Raw genomic sequence first — 15,335 nt, forward strand, 5'->3', positions numbered from 1 at the left:
CTCACCCCACCCTCTCCCCGCAAGCGCGGGGCGAGGGAGTCGGAGAGCGTGCCTACCTTACGTCCGCCAAACCGCCAGTCAGGCGACGTTCCTGATCCAGTTATGCGGGTCGTTGGTGCGACCGTACTGGATGTCGACCAGCTTCTTGCGCAGGCCCATGGCGACCGGGCCGGCCACGCCGCCGCTGATCTGGAAGTCGCCGCTCGCCGAGCACACCTTGCCGATCGGCGAAATGACGGCCGCGGTGCCGCAGGCGAACGCCTCCTTCAGCTTGCCGCTGGCGGCGTCAGCGCGCCATTGCTGGATCGTATAGGGCTCCTCGCGCACGCGCGTGCCGGCATCCTTGGCAAGCGCGATGATCGAGTCGCGGGTGATGCCGGGCAGGATGGTGCCGAGCGGCGGCGTCAGCAGCGAGCCGTCGTCGAATGCGAAGAACACGTTCATGCCGCCGAGCTCCTCGATGTAGCGGCGCTCGACCGCATCGAGGAACACGACCTGGTCGCAGCCCCGTTCGATCGCCTCGGCCTGCGCGCGCAGGCTGGCGGCGTAGTTGCCGCCGCACTTGACGGCGCCGGTGCCGCCGATCGCGGCGCGCGTGTAATTCTCCGACACCCAGATCGACACCGGCGCAGGGCCGCCCTTGAAATAGGAGCCGACCGGCGAGGCGATGACCGAGAAGATGTATTCGGCCGACGGCTTCACGCCGAGGAAGACCTCGCTCGCGATCATGAAGGGCCGCAGATAGAGACTGCCCTCGCCGCCCGGGATCCAGGCGCGATCGATCCGCACCAGCTGCTCGACTGCATCGATGAACAAATTCTCGGGCAACGGCGCCATCGCCATGCGCTCGGCCGAATCATGGAAGCGGCGGGCATTGGCGTCCGGCCGAAACAGGTTCACGCCGCCGTCGTCGCGCTTGTAGGCCTTGAGGCCTTCGAAAATTTCCTGGGCGTAGTGCAGCACCGCGCCGGCCGGATCGAGCGGAAAATTCGCGCGGGCCTCGACGCGGGCGCTGTGCCAGCCCTTGCCCTGGCTGTAGCGGACGATCGCCATGTGATCGGTAAAGACCCGGCCGAAGCCGGGGTCCACGAGCTTCGCCGCGCGATCCTTGTCGGACGTCGCATTCGGCGAAGGCTGGATGTCAAATTTCAAAGTCATTTTTCTTGCTTTCCGCTGTCGGAACCGGCGCGATACCCGGCGCCGGCCTGTTTCCCCCGGAGCCATCAGGCTCGGCTGGCCCGAACTTCACCACCGCCGGCCACGCCGCCGGCTTCCATCGCCAACATGCCGTTTAGACATGCTTTTGCGGAATGCTGAAGTCCAGTATGTTTGCCGAAATGCCGCTCGACAATCGCACGGTAGTCCAATTTGCGGCCCAAACCGCCTCGCAGGCTCGTTCAGGCCGCCTGAAACGCTGTCGAGGACAAAACGACCTAATGTTTCGTCGTGACAGGCAGTTTTGTAACATTGAACCCAAGATACGTCAATATGACTGACATAAATTTCTCAGGCATGGCTGCCAAGCCCGATTCGCAGGGAGACGACAACGCCCCGGCGGCGGGGGCGCGCGACCTGCGCTGGGATATCATCGAGCTGTTGTTCTTCGCCTACCGCGACTTTGTCGGCGATGCCGACCAGGAGCTGGAGGCGTTCGGCTTCGGCCGCGCCCACCACCGCGTCATCCACTTCGTTACCCGCTATCCGGGGCTGAAGGTCGCCGACCTGCTCGACGTCCTGCGCATCACCAAGCAGTCGCTCGGGCGCGTGCTCAAGCAGCTCCTGGACGAGGGCTATATCGTGCAGAAGACCGGCAACAACGACCGCCGGCAGCGCCTGCTCTACGCCACACCGAAGGGCGAAGCGCTGGTCGCCAAGCTCGCGGGGCTGCAGACCGACCGCATCAACCGCGCGGTCGCCGGCATCGATCCGGCCGGCGTCGAGACGGTTCGCCAATTCCTCCGCGCGATGATCGACCGCGACGATCCCGACAAGGTGCTCGAAGCGATCTTCGGCGGCGGCAGGAAAACGAGGGAGTGAGCTGGTGCAGGCTGCAACCATGATGCGCGCGCCGGTCGAGCCGGCCGACGACGCGCCGCATCTTCTGCTGGTCGACGACGACCGCCGCATTCGCGACCTGTTGTCGCGCTTTCTCTCCGGCGAAGGCTACCGGGTCACGACGGCAATGAGCGCCACCGATGCGCGCGCCAAGCTGCTCGGGCTGCATTTCGACCTGCTGATCCTCGACGTGATGATGCCCGGCGAGAACGGCTTCGACCTCGCCCGCTTCATCCGCAGCTCCTCGACGGTGCCGATCATCATGCTGACCGCCCGCCACGAGGCGGAAGCCCGCATCGAGGGCCTGCAGATCGGCGCCGACGATTATGTCGCCAAGCCATTCGAGCCGCGCGAGCTGGTACTCCGGATCGGCAATATCCTCAAGCGCACCGCGCCGCCGCAGGTCGCGGTCGTCGAGCAGATCGCGTTCGGCCCCTATATTTTCCACATCGAGCGCAGCGAACTGCGTCAGGGCGAGGAGATCATCCACCTCACCGATCGCGAGCGCGAGATGCTGCGCATCCTCGCCAGCGCGCCCGGCGAGACCGTGCCGCGCGCCGAGTTGACCTCCGGCGGCACCGTCAACGAACGCGCGGTCGACGTGCAGATCAACCGCCTGCGCCGCAAGATCGAGCACGATCCTGCCAATCCGCTGTTTCTGCAGGCGGTGCGCGGCATCGGCTATCGCCTGGTGGCTTCGCCCTGAGCATGACCCAGAAAGTAGCCCGCATGAGCGAAGCGATATGCGGGGTTGGCAAGCCCCGGATATCGCTTCGCTCATCCGGGCTACGAAATCCCATCGCTCTATAAGTATCGAACATGAGCACGCTCGACTCCGGCCTGACCCTGATCCGCAACGCCTCGCAGCGCGTCTCGAAGGCGAACGGCTGGATGGGCAATGCGTTCAAGAGCTGGATGCCGACCGGCCTCTATGCGCGCGCGCTGCTGATCATGATCGTGCCGATGGTGATCCTGCAGACCGTGGTGGCGTTCGTGTTCATGGAGCGGCACTGGAACACGGTGACGCGGCGCCTGTCGGCCGCGGTGGTGTCCGATATCGCCGCGCTGATCGACGTCTACAAGAGCTACCCGCAGGACAAGGACCGCGCGCAGCTTCGCCGCATCGCCCAGAAACTGCAGCTGGTGGTCGACTTCCTTCCCGCCGGCGACATGCCGCCGCCGGGGCCGAAGCCGTTCTTCTCGCTGCTCGACCAGACGCTGTCGGTGCAGCTCGGCCGCCAGATCAGCCGCCCGTTCTGGATCGACACCGTCGGTAAATCCAATTTGGTCGAGATCCGCGTGCAGCTCGACGATTCGGTGATGCGGATCTTCGCCCAGCGCAGCGCGGCCTACGCCTCCAATTCGGAGATCTTCATCTTCTGGATGCTCGGCACCTCGACGATCCTCCTGATCGTCGCCGTGCTGTTCCTGCGCAACCAGATCAAGCCGATCCTGCGGCTCGCCGACGCCGCCGAAAGTTTCGGCAAGGGCCGCGAGGCGCCGAACTTCCGGCCACGCGGCGCGCGCGAGGTGCGGCGCGCGGCGCAGGCCTTCATCGAGATGAAGGCGCGCGTCGAACGTTCGATCGAGCAGCGCACCGCGATGCTCGCCGGTGTATCGCATGATCTGCGCACCATCCTGACCCGGTTCAAGCTCGAGCTTGCCCTGATCGGCGAAGGCCCCGAGATCGACGCGATGCGCAAGGACGTCGACGAGATGTCGATGATGCTGGAGGACTACCTTGCCTTCGCGCGCGGCGATTCCGGCGAGGTCGCGCAGCCGACCGACATGGCGTTGGCGCTGGAGGAATTGCGCAGCGACGCCGAGCGCCACGGCCACACCGCAACCGTTGCATTCCACGGCCTGCCCGTCGTCACGGTGAAGCCGGCCTCGTTCAAGCGCTGTCTCGCCAATCTCGTCTCCAATGCAGCGCGCCACGCCAACACGATCTCGATCACCGGCCATCGCGACCATCGCTATCTCAACGTCACGGTCGACGACGACGGGCCGGGCATCCCCGCCGACATGCGCGAGGAAGTGTTCAAGCCGTTCCTGCGGCTCGACGATGCCCGCAACCAGGACGAAGGCGGCACCGGGCTCGGGCTTGCGATCGCCCGCGACATCGCCCGCTCGCATGGCGGAGACATCATGCTCAGCGAAAGTCCGATGGGCGGCCTGCGCGCCGTCGTGCGGGTGCCGGTGTAACCTACCAGCGGTAGGACAAGGTGCCGATGACCTGCCGCCGTTCGCCGGCATAACAGTAGCCGGACTGGCAGGTCTGGTAGTGCGTATCGAACAGATTGGTCGCGTTGACGCGCATCGTGGCGCCGAGGAAGCGCCGGTCCAGCTTGCCCAGATCGTAATCGATCGCCGCATCGAACAACGTCGTCGCAGCGTTCTGGAACGTGTTCTGGTCGTTACCGAAGTTCGTCCCGATATAGCGCACGCCGAGACCAAGCCCGAGGCCTTCGACGGGCACGCCGGACTGGAACGTATATTTGCCGAAGGCGGCGAAGGAATTCCTCGGAATGCCGGAGAGTTCATTGCCGGTCGTATTGGGATTGCCCTGCGTGATCACGACGTTGAGATGGGTGTAGGCGGCGGTGAGATCAAATCCCTGCTTGAGCGCGAGCTTCGCCTCGAGCTCCACACCCTTGGATTCGACCTGCCCGGTCGCTGCCTGGAATGCCATGTTGTTCGGATCGGTACGCAGCACATTGTCCTGCGTGATGTCGAACACCGCGGCGGTCAACAGCACCGGAACGTTCGGCATCTGGTACTTGATGCCCACTTCCTTCTGCTCGCCGGTGGTCGGCCTGAACGGCAATCCGGATGCGTCGACGCCGACCTGCGGGGCGAATGCCGTCGCGTAGCTGATATAGGGCGCAATGCCGTTGTCGAAGACGTAGCTCAGGCCCGCACGGCCCGTGAAGGCGGTCGCCTTCTGCGTTGACGGCACGCCGTCGAGACCCGCGGTCGTGGTCTGCGACACCCAGCTCTGGCGGCCGTTGAGCGTCAGAATAAAGCCTCCGAGCTTGGCCTGCTCCTGCGCATAGACACCGACCTCGTCGGTCGACTGCTTGTTGAAGATCGAGAATGCCGGCGTCGCGATGGCCTGGGCGCCGTAGTTCATGGTCAGGAGATTGAGATCGGGCGCCGGGCCGTAACCGATCTTGTCGTTGTAGTAGGAGTGACCGTAGTCGACGCCGAACAGCACGGTATTCTTGATCGCGCCGAGCATGAACTTGGCCTCGGCCTGATTGTCGAGCGTCACCGTGTTGAAGCTGTCCAGGATCCGCCACGCGGACCGCGACGCCAGATTGGTGCTGCTGTCGATTGAATCGATTTGGGTGTATTTCGCGTCGACGTCGACCTGATAGAAGCGGAAGTTCTGCCGCACCGTCCACACGTCGTCGACATTGTGCTCGAACGCGTAGCCGATGCGATATTGCTTCTGATCCATGGCGCTGAACGCCGGATCATTCGAATAGATGTTGATCAACTGTCCGTCAGGCGTGCGAAAATTGCCGATGCTGGCGGCGGTTCGGCTCTTTTGATATTCGCTGAGGATGGTGAAGGACGTGTCGGCGTCCGGCCGCCAGGTCAGCGCCGGCGCGATATAGGCGCGATCGTCGTCGTTGCCGGGGTACCAGGTCTTTGCGTCGCGAAGCAGGCCCGTCAGCCGGTAGTACAGCTGATCGCTGCCGGGCACCGGACCACCGACATCGAAACTGCCCTGGTAACGGTCGTAGGTGCCGCCCTGCAGCTGCACCTCACCGAATGCCGTCAACGGCGGCCGCTTGGTCGTGACATCCACGATGCCTCCCGGAGAGCCGAGGCCATAGAGGCCCGAGGCTGGTCCGCGGAGGATCGACACGCTGTCGAGACCGTAAGGTTCGATCTTGGGAATTGCGAAGTTGCCGCCGCCCTGGCGCAGGCCGTCGCGATAGATCCCTGTATAGGTCGCGTCGAAGCCACGGATGTAGAAACTATCGAACCTTGGATCATAGCCGAACGCCGTGGTCGTCACGCCGGGCGTGTAGCTGACGGCGTCCTTGAGCGTCTGAACGTTGCGATCCCTTAGCTCCTTTTGCGTCACGACCGAGAGCGACTGCGGCGTTTCGATCAGCGCTGTGCTGGTCTTGGTGCCGGCCGTGCTCGCGGTTGCGACGTACCCCGTGGTCGTACCGATCGCGCCTCCTGTGCCTTGCGACCGCGGAGCCTGGCTCCGGGCGGGCGCCGCGGCACTGCGGCGCCGGTTCGCCGCGACCGCGCGCGAAGTCCTGGTGTTCTGGCTTGAAACGACGGCACCGCGCTTCCTTGCGGCGCCAGGTTCATCCACCGTCACTGCGGGAAGTTCGCTGACATTGCTCTGCGGAGGACTTATCTGCGCCTGAGCGCTGGCGACGTCTGCACCCATTGGCACAAGTATGACCGAACCGAGTAGCGCCGCATTGATCGCAGCCGTTGATGCGAGCAAGCCGCGCTTGCTCCGCAACGAAGCCATTCCCACCGAACAAATCCCCACATTGCCTCACGCCGACATCGATCGAGCCGCGTTTGCGACAAGGCCGGCATCGATTGGGGCGGACTTCTATCGGCGGGATGATCGAAATTCCACACGCGCAAAATAGAATCGATGGAAGCAGAAACGAAGCGCAACACTGGAGTGATTCAAGATGCGCAACGCTGGAACGATTCAAAACGACATGTTGGCGCGTCAGGCTTTCGACACAACGAATGCGAATGCGATGCGCGTCGTCTCTCGCAGAGAGTCTCGAACGCGGGAGCACGCGGCGATCATTCGATGATGTTGCATCCGTCGACGTCATCGCGCGCCAAGGAGCGCACGAACGCGGTGAACCGTCATCTCCGCGCAAAGGCTTCGCCTTTGCGCGGAGATGACGGGGAGGGATCGGATGGATTTCACATCGCCTCAGCGCAAGATTGCTTTGCAATTTTGTCGCGAGCTACTCGAAGTGATGGTGGTGCAAGCTGCGCAGCCTCTCAGCATGCGAGGCGATGCATTCGGGCGCCCGGCAACAGCCGGATGCGCTGCGCGCTACTTCTGCTTGGGCATGAGGCCCTTCAGCTTTTCCATGTCCTTGACGTTCATCTTCATGCCGCCGGGCATGATGATGTCGCCGGCCTTCTGGTCGCTCTTGCAGGCGCCGAGCCATTTCGCCTCGATGGTCATCGTGGTGTCGCGCGAGCCGGCCGCGCCGCCCTCGGCATGCGAGGTGCTCTTCACCGTGTAGGCGGAATTGAAATCGCCGACGATCTCGGCATGGCTCTGCATCGTCATGCCGGCGACGCTGCAGACGCTGTCGCTGACATAGCCGGTCGCGGTCTTCTTGATATCCTGCTTCGAGCAGACTTCCTTGGCCATCGGCGAGGCCGCCGCGCTCATCTCCTTGTCGGTGGTCTCGTCGGTGCAGTGCTGCATGGTGATTTCGGGCATCGGCCCGCCGGTGCGCACCATCTTCATCTCCCACAGACCGGCCTTGCGGATCGGCAGGTCGACGGCACTTGCGGCGCCAGCGGACAGGACAAGGCACACAGCCGAACCAAGCAAGGCAAGCTGTCGGGTCATGCGGTCGGCTCCCGGCTGAACGATCGAAAGATCCGGTGCGCGCTCAGTAGAGCGTGCGCAGCGGCCTCTGGGCTGCGCCATAGGGCACCCAGCGACAGGCGAAAGAGATGTAGCCGCCCGGATAGTTCTGCATCGCAAGGAACTTAACCACCTTGCCGTAGGAGGCGCAGTGATCGACTGCGAGTTGCCGGGCGTCGCTCTGGGTCGCCAGCGTATAGGCGATGATACCGCCGGTATCATTGCCCTTGAACGGCGGTACCGGCTGCATCCAATCCGCCCGCGCCGGCACAACGGCCAGCATCCCGCAAACGGCAACCAGGCACGCGGCCAATTTCCTTCGCATCGCAGACTCCATTTCGCTTCGAGCCAACATAGAGTGCGCCGGCGACCGTGAAAAGAACGAGCCGGCTCCCCAAAGTGGACTTCTCCGCAGGTGTTGCCGCCCTGCACTTGACCTTGCCGGGGCTTCGCGGCACCGTCCGCGGCATCGGATAATCGGGTGGATTCCCATGCGCAACCTGTTCAACTCCCGCAATAAACTCGGCCGCAAGCTCGGCCTCGGCGCCGCACTCGTGGTCGGCCTGCTGGCTTTCGGGGGTACGGCCCAGGCCGCCAATCCGCTCGAAATGAACTTCTGGCTGTCCGGCCCGCGCTATGACGGCAATGTGGCCTCATGCGAGAAGGCCCTGACGGTCATCAGCACGCAATTCCAGGAAAAGGAAGCCACCTTCTGGAATTCGCCGCTCGTGATCACCGGCTTCAACGGGATTCACGAAACCGCCTTCCGCCCCTGGCAGTCCGACAATATCCCGCGCCGTTATTGCACGGGCGAGGCGATGCTGAGCGACGGCAAAGTGCGCAAGGTGCACTATTCGATCATCGAGGACGGCGGCTTTGCCAGCATCAATCAGGGCGTCGAATGGTGCGTCGCGGGGCTCGACCGCAACTGGACCTATAACCCGTCCTGCAAGGCCGCGCGGCCCTGATCTCCGACCAGATTGCTAAAGCAGGAGCCGCCGCCATTTGGACGGCGGCTTTTTGTTCTTGAAATGTTCTCGCGACCTGCTAGGCTCTGGGCGGTCGAGTGAGGGAGCGTTTTGATGCCTCGGTTGGACACGATTTCCCGATTTTTGATTTCGGTTGCCATTATTCTGTGCGGTGCGGTCGGGGCGTCGGCCCAGGATCGCCGCCAGAATGCGCCCGGTGAGTTCGATTTCTATGTGCTGTCGCTGTCGTGGTCGCCCTCGTTCTGCGAGGCGGCGAGCGAGCGCGGCAACAACGGCCGCGGCACGCAGGCGCAATGCGGCGGACGGCCCTATTCCTTCGTGGTGCACGGCCTGTGGCCGCGATATGAGCGGGGCTTTCCGGAATACTGCCAGCGGCCTTCGCCGCGACTCGCCCGCAGCATCATGAGCTCGATGCTCGACCTGATGCCGGCGCCCGGGCTGATCTACAACGAGTGGGACAAGCACGGCACCTGCTCCGGTCTCGGCGAGCGCGCCTATTTCGAAGCCATCCGCAAGGCCCGCGCCACGGTGAAGATCCCCGAGGAATTCCTGCAATTGTCGGAGCCGAAGACGGTCGCGCCCGACGAGCTGGAGACGGCATTCATCAAGGTCAATCCGGGCCTCAGCAACTCCGCGATCTCGGTGACCTGCGACAGCAAGCGGCTCAGCGAGGTGCGGATCTGCCTCAGCAAGGATCTGCAATTCCGCTCCTGCGAGGAAATCGACCGCCGCGCCTGCCGCCGCGATCAGGTGCTGATGCCGCCGGTTCGCGGCGGCTGAAACTCTGGGTCATGGCCGGCAGACCCGCGCTGCGCGTTGTCGCGCCGCATGTCCCGGCCACCTGCGCCATCGCGAAACAAGCAAGATAAGGCGCAGATGCCCGGGAGCCGGCTACGCCAAGGCTTCGCCGAGCTCGGACGTTACCCCCGCCGAAGCTTTAGCGAAGGCCGGGACAAGCCCGGGCATGACGAGTACAACATGCGCACCCTTTGGGAGCGCAGCACGATCATCACATGAACTACCGTCACGCCTTTCATGCCGGCAGCTTTGCCGACGTCATCAAGCACATCGTGCTGGTGCGCATGCTCACCTATCTGCAGGACAAGCCGGCGCCGTTCCGCGTCATCGACACCCATGCCGGCGCCGGTCTCTATGATTTGACGTCGAGCGAAGCGCAGCGCGGCGGCGAATGGCTCACCGGCATCGCGCGGCTGATGCAGGCGCGGCTCTCCGACCAGGCATTGCCGCTGATCGCGCCCTATCTCGACATCGTCAGAGCATTCAATCCGAAAGGCGAGCTGAAAGCCTATCCTGGTTCGCCGTTGATCGCGCGGGCGCTGCTGCGTCCGCAAGATCGCCTCACCGCCTGCGAGATCGAACCGACGGCGCGCAAACAACTGATCGACGCGCTGCGACGCGACGCGCAAGCGCGCGTCGTCGATCTCGACGGCTGGATGGCGCTGCCCGCATTCGTGCCGCCGAACGAACGGCGCGGCCTGGTGCTGATCGATCCGCCGTTCGAAGCGAAGGACGAGTTCGAGCGGCTGGCCAGTGCTTTCACGGAAGCGTACGCGAAGTGGCCGACCGGCTCGTATCTTTTGTGGTACCCCGTAAAAACCCGGAGAGCCACCGATGAGCTAACGCGCAGTGTGGCTGCTGCAGCAGCAAGCAGCCGGCCCGCCGGCAAATGCCTGCGATTGGAATTCAGTGTGGCACCGCAAGAAGCAGGCGCAGGCCTCGTTTCCACAGGGCTTTTGCTGGTGAATCCGCCGTGGACGCTGGCGAATGAGTTGAAGATCATCCTGCCCGAACTCGAGAAGCCGCTCGGTCAAGGCGGCGCGGGACGCTTCAGACTCGAGACGCCTAAACCATGATCGACAACCTCCTACCGAAAAGTTCAATTTTGAGCATAGGCAATTTGCGCGGAACCGTATTATGCTCATCCTGTTACGACTGGCTTTACGTTCCGCTTCCGCGAATGGTTGCGGCGGAGTGACAAGGCCGAAATAAATCCAGGCAGACCGGCGGCGTGACGCCGGCCTGTTCAGGTGGCCAAGCTTCCGACAAGCGAATGTCGGTCAACCGCTACGCGGCGTGCGCGTAGCGGTGGAGCAATACGGGGGAGGAGTTTCCCGATGGCCATGACTGGGACAGTCAAGTTCTTCAACGGAGAGCGTGGCTACGGCTTCATCAAGCCTGATGATGGCGGCCGCGATGTGTTCGTTCACATCACAGCTGTCGAGCGTGCAGGATTGAAGGACCTGACTGAAGGACAACGCATTACGTTCGAGGTTGAGCCCGACAAGAAGGGCAAGGGCCCGAAGGCGGTCAACCTGGTGGTCTCATGACGAGCGCTCGCGATGCGCGGCTCGGAATGAACACCGAATGAGGCGTTGCGTGTGAGTTGGCTGCCGAGCGCGTGGCTGGCGCTCGCTGGATGACCACCTGCATGATGCGGACGCGACCGGCGGAGCCGCATATCCCACACGTGCGGCCCACCGATTGGATTCGCGCACGCCGCGGCATGCATGTCGCATGCGCGACGTTGAGATCATCAACACAAAGAAAAACCCGGCCGCGCAAGGCGCGGCCGGGAGTTGATGGTTGACGTTTTCTTGTTCTCAGAAGTGATAGTTGATGCCGGCGCGAACCAGGCTGAAGCTGTAGCCGTTCGACACACCACCGGTGATCGTGAAATTGCTGTTGGCAAGGTCGACGTAGAGATACTCGATCTTGGCGCTCCAGTGCGGGGCAAAGCCCATTTCGGCGCCGGCACCGACGGTGAAGCCCGCATTGGTGTGGCTCTCCGTGATGCCGAACGTCTCGCCGCGCAGTTCGCCGAAGGCGAGACCGCCGGTCGCGTAGAACAGCACGTTATTGACCGCATAGCCGGCGCGGCCGCGCACCGTGCCGAACCACGGGTTGGAGAACTTCCACGGCGCGAACCGGTCGTCGGCTGTGGTGCCCTGGATATCGGCCTCGATACCGAACACCCAGGGGGAGCCGTTCTGGAAGTTGTAGCCGGCCTGTACACCGCCGACGAAACCGGACGGCTTGGTCGGGTTGTTCTCCACCGAGCCCCAGCCATAGCCGACATTGCCGCCGAGATAGGGGCCGGCCCAGCTATAGGCATTGAGCGGCTGATAGACGGTATAGGGCGATCCGTAATTGAGGTCGGCCGACGCGGCCGAGGTCGTCCAGCCTGCAACGATCAGTGCCAGCGCACGCGCAACAAACCGGGTCATTGGTACTCTCCAGAACGCAACTGCCGCAGCCCGCCGGCGAGGGCCGGCGTGGTTACGGAATTCCACTTTTTTCGCTAAGGTTTATCGAGAGTTTTAAGTTAAAGGGCTGTTAAGCCCGGTTACCGGCCCGCTCATCAGTCTTAACAAGGTGTTACGCACCCCTTCCCGGCGCCCGTGCGGGGCCGGTAACCTCCTGCAATCGAGGTGCTTTTTGTAGGTGCCGTCAACGCTGGCGACCGCTCGCCCAAGCACTTAGTTTACGGCCCATGGTTCACGATTCTCCCGAGCGCCCGACGCCGGCCCCCAAGGTTGACTCCAAGGCTGCCCCCAAGCCACGGCGCGGTTCGAAGTCCGACCTGCCGCAGGACGATCTGACGCTCGATACAAGCGACGTCGATCCCGAAACCTCCGCCGCCGAGGAGGAGGACGAGGCGCGCCTGCCCGAGACTTCGGAGGACGCCGCCGAGGCGGTCGCCGAGGGCACGCTCTCGGTCGGGCATGCCGCGATCGAGAACGCGGTCCGCCTCGCCCCGACCTCGCCCGGCGTCTACCGCATGCTCAACGCCGCCAACGACGTGCTCTATGTCGGCAAGGCGAAGAACGTCAAAAAGCGGCTGTCGTCCTACGCGCGGGCCAACGCGCCGCTGCCGGCGCGGATCCTGCGCATGATCGCGGCGACCACGCAGGTCGAGATCGTCTCGACCATGACCGAGACCGAGGCGCTGCTGCTCGAAGCCAATCTGATCAAGCAGCTCCGTCCGCGCTTCAATGTGCAGCTGCGCGACGACAAGTCGTTTCCCTACATTCTGATCACCGGCGACCATTGGGCGCCGCAGATCCTCAAGCATCGCGGCGCGCAGTCGCGGCCCGGGCGCTATTTCGGCCCGTTCGCCAACGCAGGCGCAGTCAACCGCACCATCACGGCGCTGCAGCGCGCGTTTCTGATCCGCTCCTGCACCGACGGCTTCTTCGAAAGCCGCAGCCGGCCCTGCCTGCTCTATCAGATCAAGCGCTGCGCCGGCCCCTGCACGCGCGAGATCGACTTCCCCGGCTACAGCGAACTGGTGCGCGAGGCGACCGAATTCCTCTCCGGCCGCAGCCACGCCGTGAAGGAGCTGCTCGCGGCCGAGATGGAGAAGGCCTCCGGCGAGCTCGAGTTCGAAACCGCGGCGCTGTACCGCGACCGTCTCGCGGCGCTGTCGGCAATCCAGTCGCAGCAGGGCATCAATCCGCGCACGGTCGAAGAGGCCGATGTGTTCGCGATCCACCAGGATGGCGGCTACTCCTGCGTCGAGGTGTTCTTCTTCCGCACCGGCCAGAACTGGGGCAACCGCGCCTATTTCCCGAAGGCCGAGAAGAGCTTCACGCCCGAAGAAGTGCTGTCCTCGTTCCTCGCGCAATTCTACGACGACAAGCCGCCGCCGAAGCTGATCCTGCTGTCGCACGAGATCGAGGAAAGCGCGTTGCTCGCCGACGCGCTGTCGGTCAAGGCCGGATCCAAGGTCGAGGTCTCCGTGCCGAAGCGCGGCGAGAAGAAGGAGCTGATCGGCCACGCGCTCACCAACGCGCGCGAGGCGCTCGGCCGCAAGCTCGCCGATACCGCGACGCAAAGCCGGCTGCTGGAGGGCATGGTCTCGACGCTCGGCCTGCCGCACACACCCAAGCGGATCGAGGTCTACGACAACAGCCACATCCAGGGCACCAACGCGGTCGGCGCGATGATCGTGGCGGGACCCGACGGGTTCATGAAGACCCAGTACCGCAAGTTCAACATCAAGTCCGAAGGGCTGACGCCGGGCGACGATTACGGAATGATGCGCGAGGTGCTGGAACGCCGCTTCAAGCGGTTGCTGAAGCCGCCGGAGGGCGAGGCCGCAGCCAAGACGAAAGCGGATGACGATTCGTTCCCGCAATGGCCCGACCTCGTCATCATCGACGGCGGCCGCGGCCAGCTCAACGCGGTCCGGGAGATCTTCCAGAATCTCGGGCTGACCGAGGTCTCGCTGATGGCGGTGGCCAAGGGTCCGGAGCGCGATGCCGGGCGCGAAACCCTGTTCATGCCCGACCGCGAGGCCATCAAGCTGGAGCCGCGGGACCCGGTGCTCTATTTCATCCAGCGGCTGCGCGACGAGGCCCACCGCTTCGTGATCGGCTCGCACCGCAAGCTGCGCAAGAAGGACATCCGCGAGGCCGGACTGCAGGAGATCCCGGGCATCGGCCCGTCCCGCAAGCGTGCCCTGCTGCACCACTTCGGAACGCTCAAGGAGATCGAGCGGGCCTCGATCGCCGACCTCGGCAAGGTTCCCGGCGTCAGCGCCGAGAGTGCCCGCAAGATTTTCGAGTTTTTCCACGCCCAGCCGGGTTAAACCAAAGGCGAGTCATCAGGGCGTCGCCTGCGACAGGGCATCTAGGGCATGATGCGGAAAAGTGTGAGGCAGTTATCCGAAAAGATCATGCTTAAACAACGAGCTAAGGCGCTATGACGATGCAGCGCAATCTGGTCGCGCTTGACGCCTCCGCACGGTTGACCTTCTCGCTTCAGCGGTATTGGTAGAACGGATGAACATCGCCACGACCCGGGGACAGACCAAGACCATGTCCCTTCCGAATATCCTGACCTACGCCCGGATCGCCGCGATCCCGGTGGTGATCGGCTGCGTCTACTGGCAATCGATCCTGGACGGCCCGTTGTGGCTGCGCTGGGTGGCGCTGGCCGTGTTCATTGCGGCGGGAATCACCGACTATCTCGACGGCTATTATGCCCGGATCTGGGACCAGCAGTCCGCCTTCGGCCGGATGCTCGATCCGATCGCCGACAAGCTCCTGGTCGCCTCCAGCCTTCTGATGCTGGCCGCCGACAATTCGATCCATGGCTGGACGCTGTGGGCGGCGATCGTGATCCTGTGCCGCGAGATCCTGGTCTCGGGCCTGCGCGAATATCTCGCAGGGCTCAGGGTCAGCGTTCCCGTCACCAAGCTGGCGAAATGGAAGACGACGATCCAGCTGGTGGCGATCGGCTTTCTGATTGCCGGCGAAGCGGGCGAGCAGGTCTTCCCGGCCACCACCCTGATCGGCATCGTGCTGCTCTGGATGTCGGCTATCTTCACGATCTACACCGGCTGGGATTACTTCCGTGCCGGCATCCATCACCTCATCAAGGAGGATGAGGGATGAAGCTGAAATATTTCGCATGGGTGCGTGAACGCGTCGGCAAGGCTGAAGAGATCGTCGAGCCGCCGGCTGAGGTGCGCACCGTCGGCGACCTGATCGGCTGGCTTGCGGCGCGCGACGATGCCTACGCCTATGCCTTCGAGAAGCCGACGGTGATCCGCGCCGCGATCGACCACGCCCATGTCAAATCGGACGCGGCGATCTCCGGCGCCCGCGAGATCGCGTTCTTTCCACCAATGACCGGCGGCTAGGATAGCGTTTTCG

Annotated in this window: 15 protein-coding genes; 10 read left to right on the top strand and 5 right to left on the bottom strand. The window is 63.8% G+C overall.

Annotated features, from left to right (window positions below; all coding sequences use genetic code 11):
* Nucleotides 1-78: 78 nt before the first annotated feature.
* Nucleotides 79-1,158, bottom strand: coding sequence for a branched-chain amino acid aminotransferase (locus ACVWZM_RS10885; protein ID WP_168856574.1), 1,080 nt, complete (start codon nt 1,156-1,158; stop codon nt 79-81).
* A gap of 330 nt (nt 1,159-1,488) precedes the next feature.
* Here ACVWZM_RS10885 and ACVWZM_RS10890 point away from each other — a divergent pair, with 330 nt between their 5' ends.
* The 3 genes from ACVWZM_RS10890 (at nt 1,489) to ACVWZM_RS10900 (ending at nt 4,260) form a co-directional block, all read left to right on the top strand.
* The gene (locus ACVWZM_RS10890) at nt 1,489-2,037 is read left to right on the top strand and encodes a MarR family winged helix-turn-helix transcriptional regulator (protein ID WP_038375766.1); all 549 of its coding nucleotides are present in this window, start codon (nt 1,489-1,491) and stop codon (nt 2,035-2,037) included.
* Nucleotides 2,038-2,056: 19 nt separating this feature from the next.
* Entirely contained in the window at nt 2,057-2,761 is a 705-nt protein-coding gene (locus tag ACVWZM_RS10895) for a response regulator (protein ID WP_038377300.1), read from the top strand.
* A 113-nt stretch (nt 2,762-2,874) separates the two neighbouring features.
* Nucleotides 2,875-4,260, top strand: a complete 1,386-nt coding sequence (locus tag ACVWZM_RS10900) for an ATP-binding protein (RefSeq protein ID WP_028333083.1) — start codon at nt 2,875-2,877, stop codon at nt 4,258-4,260.
* Between the two features lies 1 nt (nt 4,261).
* On the opposite strand, the gene ACVWZM_RS10905 is transcribed toward ACVWZM_RS10900, so the two are convergent.
* From ACVWZM_RS10905 to ACVWZM_RS10915, 3 genes are all read right to left on the bottom strand, one after another.
* Entirely contained in the window at nt 4,262-6,403 is a 2,142-nt protein-coding gene (locus tag ACVWZM_RS10905; protein WP_456853134.1) for a TonB-dependent siderophore receptor, read from the bottom strand.
* 714 nt (nt 6,404-7,117) lie between these two features.
* Complete coding sequence (locus ACVWZM_RS10910) at nt 7,118-7,648, bottom strand: DUF3617 domain-containing protein (RefSeq protein ID WP_057016619.1); 531 nt, start codon at nt 7,646-7,648, stop codon at nt 7,118-7,120.
* 43 nt (nt 7,649-7,691) lie between these two features.
* The gene (locus ACVWZM_RS10915) at nt 7,692-7,991 is read right to left on the bottom strand and encodes a hypothetical protein (RefSeq protein WP_028341043.1); all 300 of its coding nucleotides are present in this window, start codon (nt 7,989-7,991) and stop codon (nt 7,692-7,694) included.
* A gap of 166 nt (nt 7,992-8,157) precedes the next feature.
* On the opposite strand from ACVWZM_RS10915, the gene ACVWZM_RS10920 reads away from it, so the two are divergent.
* The 4 genes from ACVWZM_RS10920 to ACVWZM_RS10935 all read left to right on the top strand — a co-directional run bounded on the left by ACVWZM_RS10920 (nt 8,158) and on the right by ACVWZM_RS10935 (nt 11,003).
* Entirely contained in the window at nt 8,158-8,634 is a 477-nt protein-coding gene (locus ACVWZM_RS10920) for a hypothetical protein (RefSeq protein ID WP_456853136.1), read from the top strand.
* A gap of 114 nt (nt 8,635-8,748) precedes the next feature.
* Nucleotides 8,749-9,435, top strand: a complete 687-nt coding sequence (locus ACVWZM_RS10925) for a ribonuclease T2 family protein (RefSeq protein ID WP_456853138.1) — start codon at nt 8,749-8,751, stop codon at nt 9,433-9,435.
* Nucleotides 9,436-9,668: 233 nt separating this feature from the next.
* Nucleotides 9,669-10,529 (top strand): 23S rRNA (adenine(2030)-N(6))-methyltransferase RlmJ, encoded by an 861-nt coding sequence (locus ACVWZM_RS10930; protein ID WP_057016622.1) that lies wholly within the window; start codon nt 9,669-9,671, stop codon nt 10,527-10,529.
* A 261-nt stretch (nt 10,530-10,790) separates the two neighbouring features.
* Complete coding sequence (locus ACVWZM_RS10935; RefSeq protein WP_016844477.1) at nt 10,791-11,003, top strand: cold-shock protein; 213 nt, start codon at nt 10,791-10,793, stop codon at nt 11,001-11,003.
* A gap of 273 nt (nt 11,004-11,276) precedes the next feature.
* Here ACVWZM_RS10935 and ACVWZM_RS10940 read toward each other — a convergent pair whose 3' ends face one another.
* Nucleotides 11,277-11,900, bottom strand: a complete 624-nt coding sequence (locus tag ACVWZM_RS10940; RefSeq protein WP_016844476.1) for an outer membrane protein — start codon at nt 11,898-11,900, stop codon at nt 11,277-11,279.
* Nucleotides 11,901-12,166: 266 nt separating this feature from the next.
* Between ACVWZM_RS10940 and uvrC the strand changes: the two genes are divergently transcribed.
* From uvrC to moaD, 3 genes are all read left to right on the top strand, one after another.
* Nucleotides 12,167-14,266, top strand: coding sequence for an excinuclease ABC subunit UvrC (gene uvrC / locus ACVWZM_RS10945; RefSeq protein WP_456853140.1), 2,100 nt, complete (start codon nt 12,167-12,169; stop codon nt 14,264-14,266).
* A 193-nt stretch (nt 14,267-14,459) separates the two neighbouring features.
* A complete protein-coding gene (pgsA, locus tag ACVWZM_RS10950) occupies nt 14,460-15,074 on the top strand; it encodes a CDP-diacylglycerol--glycerol-3-phosphate 3-phosphatidyltransferase (protein ID WP_057016624.1) in 615 nt (204 codons plus the stop codon).
* Nucleotides 15,071-15,322, top strand: a complete 252-nt coding sequence (gene moaD, locus ACVWZM_RS10955; protein ID WP_028333074.1) for a molybdopterin converting factor subunit 1 — start codon at nt 15,071-15,073, stop codon at nt 15,320-15,322. The genes pgsA and moaD overlap by 4 nt, the downstream gene beginning before the upstream one ends.
* Nucleotides 15,323-15,335 lie beyond the last annotated feature (13 nt).

The sequence above is a fragment of the Bradyrhizobium sp. USDA 4501 genome (assembly GCF_054062115.1).

Bases quoted from the DNA above. Each gene is read 5' to 3' on its own strand.
- ACVWZM_RS10910 (WP_057016619.1), bottom strand. From the start codon at position 7,648: ATGACCCGACAGCTTGCCTTGCTTGGTTCGGCTGTGTGCCTTGTCCTG.
- ACVWZM_RS10895 (WP_038377300.1), top strand. From the start codon at position 2,057: ATGATGCGCGCGCCGGTCGAGCCGGCCGACGACGCGCCGCATCTTCTG.
- ACVWZM_RS10935 (WP_016844477.1), top strand. From the start codon at position 10,791: ATGGCCATGACTGGGACAGTCAAGTTCTTCAACGGAGAGCGTGGCTAC.
- ACVWZM_RS10885 (WP_168856574.1), bottom strand. From the start codon at position 1,158: ATGACTTTGAAATTTGACATCCAGCCTTCGCCGAATGCGACGTCCGAC.
- ACVWZM_RS10900 (WP_028333083.1), top strand. From the start codon at position 2,875: ATGAGCACGCTCGACTCCGGCCTGACCCTGATCCGCAACGCCTCGCAG.
- ACVWZM_RS10940 (WP_016844476.1), bottom strand. From the start codon at position 11,900: ATGACCCGGTTTGTTGCGCGTGCGCTGGCACTGATCGTTGCAGGCTGG.
- ACVWZM_RS10930 (WP_057016622.1), top strand. From the start codon at position 9,669: ATGAACTACCGTCACGCCTTTCATGCCGGCAGCTTTGCCGACGTCATC.
- uvrC (WP_456853140.1), top strand. From the start codon at position 12,167: ATGGTTCACGATTCTCCCGAGCGCCCGACGCCGGCCCCCAAGGTTGAC.
- ACVWZM_RS10925 (WP_456853138.1), top strand. From the start codon at position 8,749: ATGCCTCGGTTGGACACGATTTCCCGATTTTTGATTTCGGTTGCCATT.
- ACVWZM_RS10890 (WP_038375766.1), top strand. From the start codon at position 1,489: ATGACTGACATAAATTTCTCAGGCATGGCTGCCAAGCCCGATTCGCAG.
- moaD (WP_028333074.1), top strand. From the start codon at position 15,071: ATGAAGCTGAAATATTTCGCATGGGTGCGTGAACGCGTCGGCAAGGCT.
- ACVWZM_RS10920 (WP_456853136.1), top strand. From the start codon at position 8,158: ATGCGCAACCTGTTCAACTCCCGCAATAAACTCGGCCGCAAGCTCGGC.
- ACVWZM_RS10915 (WP_028341043.1), bottom strand. From the start codon at position 7,991: ATGCGAAGGAAATTGGCCGCGTGCCTGGTTGCCGTTTGCGGGATGCTG.
- pgsA (WP_057016624.1), top strand. From the start codon at position 14,460: ATGAACATCGCCACGACCCGGGGACAGACCAAGACCATGTCCCTTCCG.